Origin of the sequence: Sphaerotilus sp. (genome assembly GCF_013299175.1) — a bacterium.
In the GTDB taxonomy this organism is placed as follows: Bacteria; Pseudomonadota; Gammaproteobacteria; order Burkholderiales; family Burkholderiaceae_C; genus Sphaerotilus.
Window position 1 is genome coordinate 1 of the sequence record NZ_JAAFKF010000025.1, and the last position, 16,599, is coordinate 16,599.

8 protein-coding genes are annotated in these 16,599 nt (G+C 66.9%); 6 read left to right on the forward strand and 2 right to left on the reverse strand.

Features of this window, described 5'->3' with window-relative positions:
• Nucleotides 1-697 (reverse strand): GntR family transcriptional regulator (locus QZW52_RS06455; RefSeq protein ID WP_293996499.1); only part of this gene is annotated, 697 nt, incomplete at its 3' end.
• A complete protein-coding gene (locus tag QZW52_RS06460; protein ID WP_293996501.1) occupies nt 681-953 on the reverse strand; it encodes a hypothetical protein in 273 nt (90 codons plus the stop codon). The genes QZW52_RS06460 and QZW52_RS06455, both read right to left, overlap by 17 nt.
• 201 nt (nt 954-1,154) lie before the next feature.
• Between QZW52_RS06460 and QZW52_RS06465 the strand changes: the two genes are divergently transcribed.
• The 6 genes from QZW52_RS06465 (at nt 1,155) to QZW52_RS06490 (ending at nt 16,597) form a co-directional block, all read left to right on the forward strand.
• On the forward strand, nt 1,155-3,302 hold the full coding sequence (locus QZW52_RS06465) for a serine hydrolase (protein WP_293996503.1): 2,148 nt from the start codon (nt 1,155-1,157) through the stop codon (nt 3,300-3,302).
• Nucleotides 3,303-3,362: 60 nt separating this feature from the next.
• Nucleotides 3,363-7,388, forward strand: a complete 4,026-nt coding sequence (locus tag QZW52_RS06470; protein WP_293996505.1) for a non-ribosomal peptide synthetase — start codon at nt 3,363-3,365, stop codon at nt 7,386-7,388.
• A complete protein-coding gene (locus tag QZW52_RS06475; RefSeq protein ID WP_293996507.1) occupies nt 7,385-7,951 on the forward strand; it encodes a YcjF family protein in 567 nt (188 codons plus the stop codon). The genes QZW52_RS06470 and QZW52_RS06475 overlap by 4 nt, the downstream gene beginning before the upstream one ends.
• A gap of 47 nt (nt 7,952-7,998) precedes the next feature.
• A complete protein-coding gene (locus tag QZW52_RS06480; RefSeq protein ID WP_293996509.1) occupies nt 7,999-8,472 on the forward strand; it encodes a hypothetical protein in 474 nt (157 codons plus the stop codon).
• Nucleotides 8,469-9,773: a hypothetical protein gene (locus QZW52_RS06485; RefSeq protein ID WP_293996511.1), complete on the forward strand. Its 1,305-nt coding sequence runs from the start codon at nt 8,469-8,471 to the stop codon at nt 9,771-9,773. Before QZW52_RS06480 ends, QZW52_RS06485 begins: the two co-directional genes overlap by 4 nt.
• Before the next feature lie 77 nt (nt 9,774-9,850).
• Nucleotides 9,851-16,597, forward strand: coding sequence for a type I polyketide synthase (locus QZW52_RS06490; RefSeq protein WP_293996513.1), 6,747 nt, complete (start codon nt 9,851-9,853; stop codon nt 16,595-16,597).
• Nucleotides 16,598-16,599: the final 2 nt, after the last annotated feature.

Below are 16,599 nucleotides of genomic sequence, written 5' to 3' on the forward strand. Positions count from 1 at the left end.
GGATCGCGTCGGCGACGAGGAGCGTGCCGCTGAGGTGGTCGCGCAGGGCTTGCTGGGCGGCGGGCGCGTCGTGGGCAGCGATGGCGGCGAGGATGCGGCGGTGGTCGGCCAGGATCGCCTGCATCTTGCCCTGCGCGGGCAGGTGCAGCAGCCGCAGCCGGTCCACCTGCCCGCTGCGCTGGTGGATCAGGTCGGCCAGTTCCGCCACGCCGGCTGCGGCCAGCATCGCGGCGTGGAAGGCCCGGTCGGCGCGCACGAACTGCGGCCCGTCCTCGGCCTGCATCGCCTGCTGCTGCTGGGCGATCAGCGTGTGCAGCTTGGGCGTCAGTGCGGCCACGGTGTCGGCGTCCTGCGCGGCCAGCGTGGCGACGGCTTCCAGCTCGATGGCGCGCCGCAGGAAATGCGCCTGCCGGGCGGCGCCAAGACCGATGCGGCTGACGACGGTGGCGTGCTGCGGGAAGATGTCCACCAGCCCCTCCTCGCCGAGCTTGATCAGCGCCTCGCGCACCGGCGTCTGGCTGACGTCGAACGAGGCGGCCAGATCGGCGCGCGACAGCACCGTGCCGGGGGCCAGCACCAGCGTCAGGATCTGCTCGCGCAGGCGCTCGAAGACCTGGGGGGTGGCCTGGCGGGTGCGGTCGAGGCGGAAGGTCGGGCGGGCGAGGGCCGAGGGGGCTGGGTCAATCGAGGTCAGCATACAGATCCCTGTCCGCGACACGCAGGTCCACGCTGGCGAGGTCGATCCCCTGGTCCGGCTCGAAGGGATGCGGCACCGGCATCACACGGGGCTCAGGCTGGGTGGCTTCGGGTGAAGGTGAACGCCGGTTGTCGAGGCACAGGGGCCGATCATGCAGGAAAACGGCAATGGGTCGGAATCCTTCAGCACGGCCGATGCGGTGCCAGCAAATAGACGGCCAAATCAAATACCACGAAAAATTGCTGAACTTATGCATCGCTAGAGCGAAATTAGGGGATGTCATTTCCTGATATCGTGCAAAATTCACAAAAATACAAAAAACAAAAAAATACATATTTAATTATAGAAAAAATTATAATTTTGCAAAGAAAAAGAAAAAAAATTAAGTACCAAAAAAATCAGCGTGGCGCTTGTGTAGGCACTAATTATTAGTCGGGCGGAAAAATCTGTGTTTCGAATGTGCGCGCACACTTGGCTTGGTGTGTCGTGCCGGATTTTTGCGACTGACATTTTTGATCATTTGGCAAAAATACTGGAGAGCATCTTGAAAAAGCGGGCTGTTTTGAGCGTTCAGTCGTCTTTGTGCGCATTCCCCACGACATGGAAATTCAAGGCCACGGCCTTGGCTGTGCTGACCCTTGCCTTGTCTGGTTGTGGCGGTGCCGACAATGAGGAGGCTGGTACCAGCTCCAGTATCGAGCAAGTGCTCGGCGCTGTGGTGGACATGGCCGTTTCGCAGGACAATGTGCAGGGGCTGACCGTTGGTCTCCGCAAGGACAGCGGTGAAGTGTGGTTCCGTTCGGGGGGGTATCGTGACATCGCCAAAACCACCGCGATGAATGCCGATCTCCAATACCGTATCGGCAGCGCGACCAAGACCTTCACCGCCACGGCAGTGTTGCAGTTGGTGGATCAGGGGCTGATCGGTTTGGATGACACCGTGGCCACATGGCTGCCCGAACTCGCGGTTCCCAATGACAGCACGATCACGGTACGCCATTTGCTGGAAATGCGCAGCGGTTTGCGCGATTATTTGGCCGTTGCGTCCAAGAGCATTGCTGGCACGACCATCCTGCAGGAATGGTCGAATTTTGACGACGTCATGAAAACGGGCGTTCATGGGAATGCAAATTATTCCCCGACGGACTTGGTCAACGCCGCATCCAAGCGTGTTCCATATTTTGCGTCAGGTACCGCCATGCGGTATTCGAACACCAACTATGTTCTGCTTGGGCTGATTGCGGAGAAAGCCTCCTGCAAGGCGGTAAAAGGATGTCGGAGTGTCGAGACGCTCATCAATGATGGCATTGTCAAGCCTTTGGGCATGGCTGGAACCTATTTCCCGAGCGACAACAAGTTCACCAGCACAAAATATGCCGAGGCGTATCAGCAGGTTCTTGATGCGGAACTTTATCGCGTGCCCGAGGGCGCCCGCATCGACATGACCTTCACCGATTCGCGTGTGCCATGGGCGGCGGGTGCCATGCTGTCCACACCGACGGATGAGCTGGTCTGGGCACGCGAGCTGGCACTCAACGAAAAGAAGCTGATCAGCGATGCCCTGTTCAAGGAGCGCCTGACGGCGAAGTCCGACGGTTCCGTGAGCTACATCCCGGTGCGGTATGGCATGGGGGTGTACCACCTGCCGTCGCTGGCCACGGGCAGCGAACTCATCGGGCACAGTGGTCTGGTCGGGGGCTACAACACGTCCATCTTTTACAGCCCGTCGCTGAAGTTGGCACTGTCCGTGAACATCACGGGGGTGTTGGCCAATCCCGCCAGTTGGTTCCCGCTGTACGGTGCGGAGGATTCCTATGACGGCGCTTTCCGGTTTGCTGGCGGATTCAATACCCAGACCCTGGTGTGGAATCTGGAGCGGAACCTGCGGCTGGCCATCGAGAACACGGGTTCCTGTTCGACTCTGGGCACGGCGACTGGCGACGGATCGTCGGGTTCCTGCGATGGCGACAGCGTGCGCACGCATTCCTTGTCCGTGCAAGGGCGTTCGCTGGCCATCAAGCCGTCCGGACGGGTGTTCAATTCAATGAACATGGTGACGGATGCGGACTGGAACGCGACGCTGCAGTCCACGACGGATGCGCGTCCCAGCCTGGTGACTTACGGCAGCCAACTGTCCGGCTTGGCCGTGGGCGACAACGGCAAGGTGGAATTGCAGGCGGGTGCCATCCTGGAAACGATCGGCGTGGATTCCAATGGCATCGCCGTCACGGGCACTGGCGGCAATGTGACGGTTTCGGGTGTGGTGCGTTCCATGGGCCGCAACACGGTGGCTCTGCGCGTGGCCGATACTGCCAAGAACGGTGTCATCACTGTTTCCAAGACGGCGCAGGTGCAAGGTGACATGGTGCTGGCCGGCAGCGCAGTGATCCAACTGGATGGCACGGTCAATGGAACCCTGCGGGTATCCGGGACCAACGTGAAAATCACCGGCAGCGGAACGGTTTCTGGTGGTGTCGTGCTGGCCAATGGTGCCAAGCTGGCCGACGGCTCAGACATCACGAAACTCGCTGCCGTCGCCGCCCCGGCGGCCCAGGCAATGAGTGCGTCGCACGCTCGCAAACTGCCCCCGCTCTACATGCAGTGATGACCCGATCCGGGTTTTCACGGCACCAGACCAGACAGGGCTTCAGGGCGGGGATGAGCAATGCTGAAACGAGACAACATAGCCGATGTCTACCCCCTGACGCCGTTTCAGGAGGGGCTGGTTTATCGTGAGATGGTGGACCACGCCAGCGAGGGCCGGGAAGGGCAACATGCTTATTTCCAGCAACTGGCGTTCAGGCTCCGTGGCCCGCTGGACCTTGCGTGCTTCGAGCGGGCCTGGCAATTGCTCGTGGATCGCCACGACATGCTGCGCACGGTATTCCCGAGCAAATTCCGGGACCGACCGCTGCAGGTGGTGCTCCGTGACTGTGGCCTGAATCTGCTGCATGAGCGGCATGAGGGGCTGGACGCTGCCGAGCGCGAGGGGGTTTTTCTGGCGCGTTGTCAAGCCAGCCGGCTGGTGCCGCTGCCACTGGACCGTGCTCCCTTGATGCGGGTGTCCTGCCTGCGTTTTGCAGCACAGGACCATGCCGTGATTTGGGACTTCCATCACATCCTCATGGATGGGTGGTGCATCGGCGTCGTGCAGCAGGAACTGTCGGCGCTGTACCAGGCGCTGCAGAGCGGAACCCCGCTTCCGGCGTCGAAGCCGCTGGCGTTCGGCCGTTACGTGTCGTGGCTGGAGACGTGCCGCCAGCGCGCCAGCCCGACCTTCTGGAAAACGTATTTCCAGGGGTTCCAGAGCGTTCCGGTCTTGCCTGGGCGGCGTCTTGACCCATTGCCCGGTGCGCGCGTACCCGCCAGCGAGACACGGCACCTCCGGGGTGGCACCTCCGCACGCCTCAAGCACCTGGCCGCGACCCACCGCAGCACGCTCAGCGATGTGCTGCAGGCGCTGTGGGGGGTGTTTCTGGCCAAGCACAACCACAGCCGGGACGTTCTGTTCGGCACGGTGCGGTCCCTGCGACCGGTGGAGCTGCCGGGCATCGACGACATGGTCGGACCCTGCATTGCCATGGTGCCGCTGCGCGTGTGCTACGCGGCAGGCCAGAGCCTGGTCAGCCTGCTCGACGAGATGGGCGTTCAGCGACGGGCTTGGCTGGACAACGCAGCCTGTCCCCTGCCCGACGCCTTGGCCGCCGCTGGGCTGGCGCACGATGCGGTCGGGCACTTCCTGGTGGTCGAGAACTATCCGCTGGCCGAGGCATTTCAAGGCGAACGACAGGTTTTTGCCGGTGAGGTCACGGTCTCCGACGTGGCCTTCTGGGCCGTCAACGACTACGAGTTCTTTGTCCGCGCCACACCGGGTCAGGGTGATGCGGATGCACAGATCGATTTCGAGTACGACAGCCGCCGTTTCGATCCGCAGGTGATGGGCACCCTGGCCGACCGCTTCGCCGACTTCGCGGCGCGGCTGTCGGACCTCCCGCACGCCAGCCTGGACGCCGTGGCGCTGGTCTCGGCACCGGAGCGGGAGGTGCTGGTGCAGGGCTGGGGCGTTGGCGCGGTGCCTGTGGAACGCGGGTCCGATATCCGCGGCTGGTGGTGTGGACTGCTGGACCGGCACGGCGAGCAACCGGCGGTGCGCACCCGCCTCGTCGAGCTGAACTATCGCCAGTTGCACGCCCGTGCGGTCACCGTGGCCGGGCAGTTGTGCCGGGACGGTCTGCGCGATGGCGACACCGTGGCCTTGCTGGCGAACCCTGACGAGCATCTGGTGAGCGCCATGCTGGCGTGTCTGCTGCTGGGCGTGCCGTTCTTGCCGCTGGACCCGCAGTTGCCGCTCGAAAGGCGTCGGCGCGTGCTGGTGGACAGCGGTGCGGGCTGGCTGGTGACGAGTCCGTCCATGTCGTGCGGCGGGAGCGACCTGTTGCCACCCGCTGTGCGGACGGTGGTGGTCGAGGTGCCGCTGGGCGACGCGCCGGAACTCGCCGCCATGCCCCCCTGCGTGGGCCGATCCGGTGCGGCGTATGTGATCTACACGTCCGGCACGACCGGACAACCCAAGGGCGTGTCCGTTGGCGTGCATTCGTTGCTGAACTACGTCCGGTGGATGCAGCACGAGTTCGGCATCGGTTCGGGTTCGGCCAGTGCGTTGCTGACATCGGCCGCCTACGACCTGGGCTACACCGCCTTGTTCGGCACGGTGCTGACGGGCGGGTGCCTCTCGGTCCTGGACGAGCAGGAGCGCCGCGATCCCGACGTGGTGCGGCGCCGTCTCGTCGAGGACAAGCTGACCTTCCTGAAGGCCACGCCCTCGTATTTCGCGATGCTGGGGGCCGCCCAGGTGTGGCAGCAAGCGCCCTTGCCCCATCTCTCGCTGCTGCTGCTGGGCGGTGAACCCCAGGACTTCGAGCAACTCGCCGCGTTTCATGCCAGCCAGCCGCAGGTCCGCCTGTACAACCACTACGGGCCGACCGAGGCCACCATCGGCTGCATCGCCGGGGCGCTGGACGATCTCGTGGTGTCGGGCCGCTCGCTGCAGCGGCTTGGTCGGCCGATCGCGGGAGCGCGTGTCCTCCTGTGCGACGTGGCCCTGCAGCCCGTGCCGATCGGGGTGATCGGCGAGGTCTTTCTGGGTGGCGACATCCTCGCCCAGGGCTACTGTGGCGCCGCGGCCCTGGACGATGCGCGGTTCATGACGCTGCCCTGGTTGCCGGGCGTGCGTGTCTACCGGACTGGCGATTTCGCCGAATGGACCGGGGACGGCCATGTGGTGTTCCACGGCCGCCGCGACGATCAAGTCAAGGTCCGGGGCTACCGGGCCTCGCTGTCGGACATCACCGAGCGGGTGAGGGCACTGCCCGGGGTCGCCGACACCGTCGTGGTGCTGTCGGGCATGGGCCGAGACCAGACGCTGACCGCCTACGTGGCGCCTTCACCGGGTGCCACCGTGTGTGCCCAGGTGCTGCGCACGGCACTGGCGCCGCAATTGCCGCCGGCGCTGATCCCGAGCCATTTCATTCCCGTCGAACGGATTCCGTTGACGCCGAATGGCAAGGTGGACCGCGCCGCACTGGCGGAGCTGACGCTTCGCCATGGCACGCAGTCCCATGGCACGCAGTCACCTGCCGTGCGGCGGGCACCACCGGCCACGCCACTGGAGCGCACGGTGTGCGATGCGTTCTGCAAGGCCCTCGCGCGCGATCAGGTGGCGCCAGACGACGACTTTTTCGACCTGGGGGGACACAGCATCAAGGCCGTCATGTTGTCTTCCATGCTGCGGCGGGCGCTGGGGGTGGAGGTGCCCATCCTGGCGGTGTTTGATCACCCCACGCCGCGCCAGCTCGCGCAGCGGCTTGGCCCGTCGGGTCAGACACAAGTGCAAGCGCAAGCCCAGAGCACGACCGGTGAGGCTGCACTCATTGCGCTGCGCGATGCCGGAGCCGGCCACCACCACGTCGTGTTCCTGCCGACGGTGCTGGGAACGCCAGCCCAGTTCCGTGGCCTGGGTGTCACGCTGGCGGCCGGGGTGCGCTGCTGGGGTCTTCAGTGCCCTGGTTTTGACGCACCATCCGCGCCTGTGGCGTCGATCGAGGCGCTGGGTCAGCAGTTCGCCGATCTGCTGCTGCGTTCACTGCCGCGTGCGACCGGCATGAAGCTGACATTGGTGGGGTGGTCATTCGGTGCCCATTTGGCCTGCGAGACGGCCCGCCACCTTGGCGGCCAGATCGACGGGCTGGATCTGGTGTTGCTCGACATCCCGGCGCGCACCGCCGCCGCTGCCGCTGCTGCCCGGCCCTCGGAGTTCAGCCCGCTGGTGCTCGAATCCGACATCCACCAGCAACTCGGCCCCGACCTGTCCCCGCAGGCCGTGGCGCGCTTGCAGGCCCTGGTGCATCACCATTACCGGCTGCTGGACGCCTATCGCCTGACACAGCCACTGAGCTGCCCGGTGCTCGCCGTCGAGGCACGCGATGGCGCGATGCGGGCCAACATGCAGGCGTTCGCGGCCTGGACGCTGGCCAGCTTCGAGCACCGGGTGATCGCGGGTGACCACTACAGCATGCTGACCGAGCCGAACTGGACCACCTTGCGCCCACTCCTGGAGGGCCGTCGGCATCACGAGGCCATGCCTGCCCGGGTCCGGGTCGATCTTCAGCGACAAACGGTGCTCGCGGCATGACGGGTGTTGACGCGCAGAGACCCGGTCACCACAGGCAGGCGGTGTCGTGTCCGCCGGTGGAAGTCCTGGACACGGACACACTCGACACGGTCCAGTCAGACCGGCTGCGCGTGGCGCATTCCATCGTGCGCACCCATGTCTTGCTGGCGGCAGGGGCGGGGTTTCTGCCGGGTCACGGGCTGGATGTGGCCGCGCTGGGTCTGGCCCAGATGGGGCAGTTGCAGCGGCTCAGTCAGCTCTATCGCATCGATTTCTCCGACGATCTTGCCCGCAAGCTGGTGGCGGTGCTGCTGGGTGGTTTCGTGCCGTTGCGCATGGCCACGTCCACGGCCAGCGTGCTCAAGATGGTGCCGCTGCTGGGCCAGCTCGCGGGTTCGTTGTCGATGGCGGGCCTTGGCGGTGCGATGACCTATGCCATCGGCAAGGTCTTCATCCAGCATTTCGAGTCGGGGGGCACCTTCCTGACCTTCGATCCCCAGCAGGTGCGGGCCTATTTCGAGTTCCAGGTCCGGCAGCGCGTGCAAGTGAAGCGCATTGCGGACCACCCGGCAGGGGCCGTGTGATGTCCTCGGCGAAAGGGTCGGGCCAGTCGCCATCTCCACGCTGGGGGTTGCCGATCGCTGCCGGGCTGGCGATGTGCATTCCGGTGCCGCTGTGGGATCTGGCACTGGAGCGGGAACTGGCACAGCAGGCCATCCGCCGCGCCTGCCTCGACGCCGGCATACAACCCCGGGACGCTGATGTGGTGGCCTGCCGCAGTGCCATCTTCAAGGCGCTTGCGTCGGGCCATCGGGTGGGCTGGTTGTTCAACGGCGCCATGGTGGTCAGCTACGTCGGGGGTTTTCTGCCCCTGTCGGCACTGACGGCCGCCTCCGTGTCCTGGGTCACCACCCGGATTGTCGAGCAGCACCTGCACCAGCATCCGGACCTCAGTGGCCTGACGGAGGCGGTGGCACGCACCGCCTTCCTGTCGCTGGTCAGGAACTTTGTCACCGACGGGGCCAAGCGCACTTTCCGTTCTGCGGCCTCTTCCTTTTCCTCCTCTTCCTCTCCTCAGACCGGTTCTTCCGCCTCTTCAACATGACCATCCCTGCATCTGCCCGTTCTCTGCGCATCGGTCTCGGCCTGTTGGCGATCAGCGGTCTTGCCATCGCACAGGATCAGGCCGCAGACCGCGATGCGAAGAGTGGCACCGCGATCCCGGTCGGTCTTTCGGAGCCGCTCGGTCCCCCGAACGACCCGTTCAACGACACGAAAACGCAAGGCCATGTCTGGGGCGGCATGCGCTATGTGCCCGACATCAACCTGGCGTACTACCACGAGACCAATCCGACCAAGGTGGCCGCCAACGGGCCTGGCGACGAAGCACGGGTTCTGTACGCCACCCTCACCATCTCCGATGCACAAGGTGGTCCGCGCAAGGTGTTCGCCGCTGCGGCGCAGACCCAGTTCAACCATCTGAGCCTGGGCAGCGACCCCCGCCGGGTGCTCACCTACCAGGACCGGTTTTCCGTGGCGGGCTGGAGCCTGCCGGTGCGCCTGGGCTACAACAACGACGTGATCAGCCGCTCCAGCTTCCTGTCCCGCAAGGTGAACACCGAACTCGGCGTGACCGTCAAGAGCGCAGGGCTGGATGCCAACCGCCAGTGGGGCGAGACCAAGCTGGGATTGGGATGGCGTTTCAGCGATGTCCGCATCGGATCGATCGCGACCGCCGATGGCGTGACCTACCGCAGCACCAACAGCAACTCCCAGCACACCCTGCGCGCCAAACTGACGCAGCCCGTGTCAGCGGCGACAGCCATGGTCCTGCTGGCGCAAAACCAGTCCTATGCCTACCGGAGCACCGGCGCAGGCGACCCGGTCAACCCGACATCCGATGTCATGACGGCGACAGTGGGCGTCCAGCACCAGCTCACCGAAGCCGTGGCGCTGGCCGCCGACATCGGGCGTGCCCGCAAGTCGTCGGGGCGGACGGATCTCGTGCCGGCCGCCACCCACGGCGTGGGTTCCCTCAAGGCGGGCTACACCCCCTCCGAGCAGACCGAAGCGTCGCTGGCCTACAGCGCCGGCGTCGAGGAACTCAATGACACCGGGGTGTCGAACCTCAAGACCGGCACCTGGTCGCTGGGGCTGGGACAACGGATCTCCCCCACGCTCGCGACCACCATGAGCTTCGATCGCACCCGTGTGACGACCCTCGAACTCGACGGCCGCGTGATCGATTCGAAGTTCTACGCCGCGCTGCTGTGGAAACCCGAACCCCGCGTGCTGGTGGCCTTCGCCTTTTCGCGCACCCGCCGGCAGGTCTCGGACAGCTTGCAGGACTTCGTGCATCCGTTCTCGAACAACCGCTACCTGGTCAACGTCACTTACTACCTGTGAACTTGACCATGGCCATGGCTGCGACGCAGACGACGGGCCGTGACCACGCCGCGCTCCCCCCTCACTTTTCGAGCGACATGACCCTGCTGTCCCTTTCCCATCCGATCCTCGCGCCGCTGGACCGCTGCCGCACTGTGGGAGAGGCCCTGCTGCGCAGCGGCCAAGGCACGCGCGGCGTGACCTACCTCCATTCCAGCACCGAGCACGAGCGCGTGGGCTATGCCGAGCTGGGACACCGAGCGATCGCCACGCTGGGCCACCTGCAAGCCTGCGGTGTCGTGCCCGGCGACACGGTGGTGCTGGTCACCGAAGATCTGGCGCTGTTCACGGCCGTGTTCTGGGCCTGCGCGCTGGGAGGGTTCGTGGTCGCGCCCATTGCCACGCCGGCGAACGAGGACGGTCACACCAAGTTGGCCAACGTGGTCGAGACCCTGCCCGGTGCCTGGCTGGCCTCGGACCAGCTTGACCGCCTTCTGGTGCGGTTGCCCGCAGGGGCCATGGCGCCGGAACACCTCCTGGCGCTCGGGCGAACGATGTTCGAGGCCACGCCGGGCTGCTTGCACGAAGGGGCCGGGCCGGACGATGTCGTGCTGTTGCAGTTCTCGTCGGGTTCCACGGGCCAGCCCAAGGGGGTGCGGATCACCAGCCGGAACCTGTTGGCCAACACCTCGGGTTTTGTCCAGCGGTGCCAGTTGGCGGCCGACCGCGATCTGATGCTCAACTGGATGCCGCTGACCCATGATTTCGGCATCGTCTTCTGCCATGTCCTGCCGGTGCTCTTCGGGATCGAGCAGGCGCTGATCCCCACGATGGTGTTCATGCGTCACCCGCTGATGTGGATGCAGAAAGCCTCGGAACTCGGTGCGACGGTGTCGGCCGGTCCCAATTACGCCTACCAGCATTTTCTCAAGCGATTCCGGGCGGACCAGGACTACGCCTGGGATCTCCGCGCGTTGCGTCTGGTCATCAACGGGGCTGAGCCGATCTCGTGCGGCCTGTCGCGCAGCTTCTTCCAGGCCCTGCACCGCTATGGTTTGTCGCCTCTGGCCGCGACCCCGGGCTACGGGCTGGCCGAGGCGACCCTGATGGTCACGCTCAACCGACCCGAAGTGCCCTTCGAGTCGATCGTGCTCGATCGCTACCGTCTGGCGCCCGGCACCCGGCTGGCACGCCTGGAGTTCGGCCATCCCGATGCCATCGAGTGTGCCAACGTCGGCCCGGCCAGCGACAACGTCGAGCTGCGCATCACCGACGCCCATCGCCAGCCCGTGGACGACGGGGTCATCGGCACCGTCGAGACCCGCGGGGCGTGTGTCACGCTCGGCTACCACGGCATGCCCGAACTCAACCAGGCCACGATCAGCGCCGAGGGGTGGCTGGACACCGGTGACCTGGGCTTCATCAGCGACGGACACCTCTACATCACCGGACGGCGCAAGGACCTGGTGATCATCAACGGGGCGAACTACTACCCGCACGACATCGAGAACATCGCTGCGCAGGTGCCGCCGCTGGACCTCAACATGGTGCTGGCCTGCGCGATCCCGCTGCCGGAGCAGGACCGGGAAGGTCTGGCGATCTTCGTGCGCACCCGTGTCGAGGGCGAGGCGTTCCTGGAACTGGCCGACCGCGTGCGCGACCATGTGCTGCAGCACATGGGCGTGCCGGTGGACCACTGTCTGCCGGTGCAGCAGATTCCCAAGACCACCAGCGGCAAGCTGCGGCGTTTCCTGCTGGCCCAGCAATTCCAGGCGGGGACGTTCGACGCGGACGTGCAAGCCTCGCGTGACCACATGGCACGCGGCCGGTTGCGCCAGGCATGGGACCGCGGCGAGCGGGTGGCATTCCGGGCAGCCCTGGTCGCCGAAGCCGCTCGGCTGGCGCCCTGGGCCGACTGGACCGATCCCGAGACGGCGCAAGCGCCGCTGATGGAGCTGGGTTTCGGGTCGCTGCGGGTCGTGGAATTCCTCAACCGTCTCAACCTCGCGTTGCAGCAGCAGTGGCCGGTGTCGATGATGTTCGACCACGCCAGCGTGGACCGTTTGGCCGAACACCTGCTGACGCAGCGAGGCGCTTCACTGGTGCCGGTGCCGGACCCCGTCGTACCTCCTCTGGCCGTGCATTCCAAGGACAGCAAGGGCAGGGACATCGCCATCATCGGTCTGGGCTGTCGCTTCCCGGGTGAGGCCGACACGCCGGAAGCCTTCTGGACGCTGCTGGTCGAGTCCACGGACACCACCGGGCCGTTTCCGGCCGACCGCTGGAATCCCGCCCTCAATGCCTCCGCTACCACCGACCGTGGCGCCTATCTCCAGGGACTGGACCGCTTCGATCACCGCTTCTTCCGCCTCACGCCCGTCGAGGCCGAGCGGCTGGACCCGCAGCAGCGGCTCCTGCTGAGCGTCAGTTGGGAAGCCCTGGAAAGTGCGGGACTCGACCCCCTGCGGCTCAAGGGATCGGACACGGGGGTGTTCACCGGCATCAGCGGCTCCGACTATGCCCAGGCCGAAGCCCGCGGCGCGCGCCTGGCGGACATCGGTCCCTATGCCTTTTCCGGCAGCGCCACCAGCATCGCTTCGGGCCGGCTGTCGTTCTTCTATGGGTTCGAAGGGCCGAATGTGGCGCTCGACACGGCCTGTTCCTCGGCGCTGTCGGCCGTGCATGGGGCCGTGCGGTCGCTGCGGGCCGGCGAGTGTGACCTGGCGCTGGCCAGTGCCGTGAACCTGATCCTCAGTCCCGAGATGCAGGTGGGCCTGTCGCGCATGAACGCGCTGTCGCCGGATGGGCGCTGCCGGACCTTCGACGCGGCGGCCGACGGGTATGCGCGCGGCGAAGGATGTGCGAGCGTCGTGCTCAAGCGGCTGGAGGACGCCCTCCGTGACGGTGACCCGATCCGGGCCGTCATCAAGGGCAGCGCCATGAACCATGATGGGGCTTCCAACGGACTGACGGCGCCGAACGGCCGGGCGCAGGAGAAGGTGATCCGCGCCGCGCTGCGCGATGCGGGACTGGCCCCAGGCGACATCGACTACGTGGAGTGCCACGGCACCGGCACGGCCCTGGGCGACCCGGTGGAGGTCATGGCGCTGGCGGCGGCCTATGGCAGCGGACATGGCGATGGGCATCCCCTGTGGGTCGGGTCGGTCAAGACCAACGTGGCCCACCTGGAGGCGGCCGCCGGCATGGCCTCGCTGTGCAAGGTGGTGGCGGCGCTGGAACACGGCACGCTGCCCCCGACGCTGCACCAGCGGCAACCCAATCCGATGATCCCGTGGGACACGGTGCCCGTGCGGGTGGTGGACCAGGTGATGCCCTGGCCGTCCAGATCGCCGGACCAGCCACGGCGCGCCGGCCTGAGCGCCTTCGGGATGAGCGGCACCAACGTCCACTTGCTGCTGGAAGCGGCGCCTGTCCTGCTGCAGCGATCGCCGCCGTCGGCCATGCCCGAGCGTGACCACACAGCTCACACAGCTCACACAGGTGAGTCCGTGCTGGTGGCGCTGTCGGCCCGAACCGAAGGGGCGCTGGTCGCCATGGCGCACCGGCACGCTGCCTGGCTGCGCGCCCATCCCGACCGGCTCGACGATCTGGCGCGCACCGTCGCCTGCCACCGCACCCGCTGGCCGGTGCGCCAGAGCGTGGTCGGTCGGGACGCGGCGGACGTGGCGCAGGCCCTCGAACGCATCGCCCCGGCACGACGCCCGACCACGGGCACGGCGCCCCCCGTGGTGTTCGTCTTTCCGGGACAGGGTTCGCAGCAGGCAGGGGCCGTGCGCGACCTGATCGACCGCGAACCGGTCTTCCGGGCCGCCCTGGAACAGGCACAGCAGGTGCTGGACACGTACCTGCCTCGTCCGCTGCTGGACCTGCTGCAAGACGGTACCAGCGAGGAATTGGCCGAAACCGGGGTCACGCAAGCGGTGGTCGTGGCCTGCGGGCTGGCCTTGGCGGCGTTGTGGCGCTCATGGGGCATCCAGCCACAGGCGGTCCTGGGTCACTCGGTCGGGGAAATCACGGCAGCCGCTGTCGCCGGCGCGATCACGCCCGAAGCCGCCCTGCGGTTCGCGGCCGAACGCGGGGCGTTGATGCAGCGGTTGCCCACGGGGGCGATGCTGGCCGTCGCTTGCGGCGTGGCCGAGGTCCGGGACGTGCTGCAAGCCTGTGGCGCGGACTTGTCCATCGCGGCGATCAATGGCCCGCGCGCGCTCACCCTGTCCGGCACACCGCAGGCCGTGGCCACGGCGGCGGACATGCTGGCGGCGCGCGGACTTCGGCACTCGCGGCTGGATGTCACGCGCGCCTTCCATTCGGCCATGATGGACCCGATCCTGGCGGAGCTGGACGTGGCGGCACAGCGGCTGCAACCGATCGAACCGGGCATCGCGCTGCACTCGGGCGTGACCGGCGAGCGGGTGGATGCGGCGCTGTTGTCACCACCTGGCTTCTGGTCCCGCCATGCCCGCGAGCCTGTGCGCTACCACGATGCCCTGCTCGGCCTGTCCCTGCCGGGGGCGATCCACATCGAGCTGGGCACGCGCCCGGTGCTCGCCACGCTGGCCGCCCTGCACCTGCCCGACACCCCCTGGCTGACGTGTGCCGACGGCGCCGCGCACATGCTTCACCCCGTGCGCACCAGCCTGGGTCGGGTCCATGACCTCGGCGGCGACGTGGACTGGACGGCCGTGTTCTGCCACCGCCCCGGCCGCTTCGCCGACGTGCCCTCTTATCCCTTTCAAGGTTTGACTCCGATGCTGCCCACTGTCCGCCCGGAGACTTCCCACCTGCCTGCCGGCATGGGGGTGTCCCCTTCCGCGTTCTCGTCCTTCTCCGCGGCCCCGGCCCCGGCCCCAGTGCCAGCACCCCATGCGACGGTGCAGACGGCCCTGCGCAAGCTGGTGCGCAACGTGGCCGGACTCCAGGACGAGGACATCACGCCCGACGCCAACTGGTTTGCCCTGGGACTCGACTCGCTGCTGGTGCTGCAGTTGCAACTGGCGCTGTGCAAGGACTTCGGCGTGGACATCAAGCTCCAGGACGTGTTCGAGCACGGCACCACGCTCAACGACCTGAGCGCGCTGGTCATGGAGCGTCTGCCAGCCGATTCACCATTGCGCGCGCCGCCGCCGGTCGTGCCCACCGCCTCGGTCGCTCCTGACCGCCTGCCTGTGGCACCTGCCGCCGTGACCCTGCCGATGCCGGGTGGCGATGTCGAGGCCCTGCTGGCGCGGCAGATCGACGCGCTCGGCAACCTGTTCCGGCAGCAGCTCGAGGTGCTGCAAGGACTCGGCGCCACGGGCACGGACTCCCCCGTGGCGGCGCCCGTGCGCACCCCGGCCCGCGCCCCTGTGGTCGCCGCGCCAGTGGCCACCACGGCCAAGGCGGTTGATCCGATCGACAGGCCGCCAACCCGCGAGATCAAGGGCCTGTACAAGAAAATCCCGAGCCAGAAGGCGAACTGGGGGGCGGACAAGCTGGCGCACGTCCGCCGCCTGGCGGCCGATTACAACGCCCGCACCGCCGGCTCCAAGCGGCTCGCCACCGAGGGGCGCACGGTCTACGCCAATCCGCGCGCGGTGATCGGTTTCCGCCCCGAGTGGAAGGAGCTGACCTATCCGCTGCATGTGGACCGCGCCGACGGCGCCCATGTCTGGGATGTCGATGGCCACCGCTACGTGGACATCACCATGGGCTTCGGGGCCACGCTGCTGGGCCACAACCCGTCGTTTGTGCGCGAGGCGGTGACCGAGGAGCTGCAGCGGGGCGCCCCGCTCGGCCCCCAGACGCCGCATGCGCTGCGCGTGGCACAGCTCATCGCCGACATGACCGGTGCAGAGCGGGTCGGCTTCTTCACCACGGGCAGCGAGGCCGTGATGGTGGCGGCCCGGCTGGCCCGTGCGGTGACGCAACGCACGCGCATTGTCATCTTCACCAACGCCTACCACGGCACCTTCGACGGCTTCCTGGCCATGGGCTGGGTCGATGACGGACAGCCCCGGACCTATCCGCTGGCCGATGGCACGCCAGCAGGCATGGTGGAGGACGTGGTGGTGCTCCGCTACGGGGATGCCCGGTCGCTGGAGGTGATCCGCGGCATGGCGCACGAGCTGGCGGCCGTGCTGGTGGAACCCGTCCAGAGCCGCGATCCGGCGATCCAGCCGACCGAGTTCCTGCACGAGCTGCGCCAGATCACGGCCGCCAGCGGCACGGCCCTGGTCTTCGACGAGATGATCATGGGGTTCCGGGTCCACCCGGGCGGGGCGCAGCACCACTTCGGGATACAGGCCGACATCTGCACCTACGGCAAGGTCGTCGGCGGTGGGCTGCCCATCGGCGTGGTGGCGGGCAAGGCGCGTTTCCTGGACGCCATCGACGGCGGGGCCTGGCAGTACGGCGACGACAGCGTGCCCAGTGCCCGCACGGCCTTCGTGGCCGGCACCTTCAACAGCCACCCCTTGAGCATGGCCGCCGCGGCCGCCGTGCTGACCCATCTGCGCGACGCCGGCCCCGCGTTGCAGGAGCGGCTCAACGCCCGCACGGCTGCCCTGGCCGCACGGCTCAACACCGTGTTCGAGCAGGAACAGGCGCCCATCCGCTGCGTGCATTTCAGCTCGCTGTTCCGATTCGAGTTCGCCGAGGACACCGAGGTGCTCAACTACCACCTGCTCCGGCAAGGCGTGTTCGTCTGGGAGGGCCGCAACTGTTTCCTGTCCACCGCGCACAGTGACGAGGACATTGACTTCCTGGTCCAGGCCGTGTGCCAGGGCGTGCGCGAGATGCGGGTTGGCGGCTACCTGCCGGCGCTGGACCGCGACACGGTGCGCTGAAC

What these genes read in the sequence shown, in the direction of transcription:
- QZW52_RS06460 (WP_293996501.1), bottom strand. Translation starts at nt 953, where the DNA reads ATGCATAAGTTCAGCAATTTTTCGTGGTATTTGATTTGGCCGTCTATT.
- QZW52_RS06465 (WP_293996503.1), top strand. Translation starts at nt 1,155, where the DNA reads ATGTGCGCGCACACTTGGCTTGGTGTGTCGTGCCGGATTTTTGCGACT.
- QZW52_RS06470 (WP_293996505.1), top strand. Translation starts at nt 3,363, where the DNA reads ATGCTGAAACGAGACAACATAGCCGATGTCTACCCCCTGACGCCGTTT.
- QZW52_RS06475 (WP_293996507.1), top strand. Translation starts at nt 7,385, where the DNA reads ATGACGGGTGTTGACGCGCAGAGACCCGGTCACCACAGGCAGGCGGTG.
- QZW52_RS06485 (WP_293996511.1), top strand. Translation starts at nt 8,469, where the DNA reads ATGACCATCCCTGCATCTGCCCGTTCTCTGCGCATCGGTCTCGGCCTG.
- QZW52_RS06490 (WP_293996513.1), top strand. Translation starts at nt 9,851, where the DNA reads ATGACCCTGCTGTCCCTTTCCCATCCGATCCTCGCGCCGCTGGACCGC.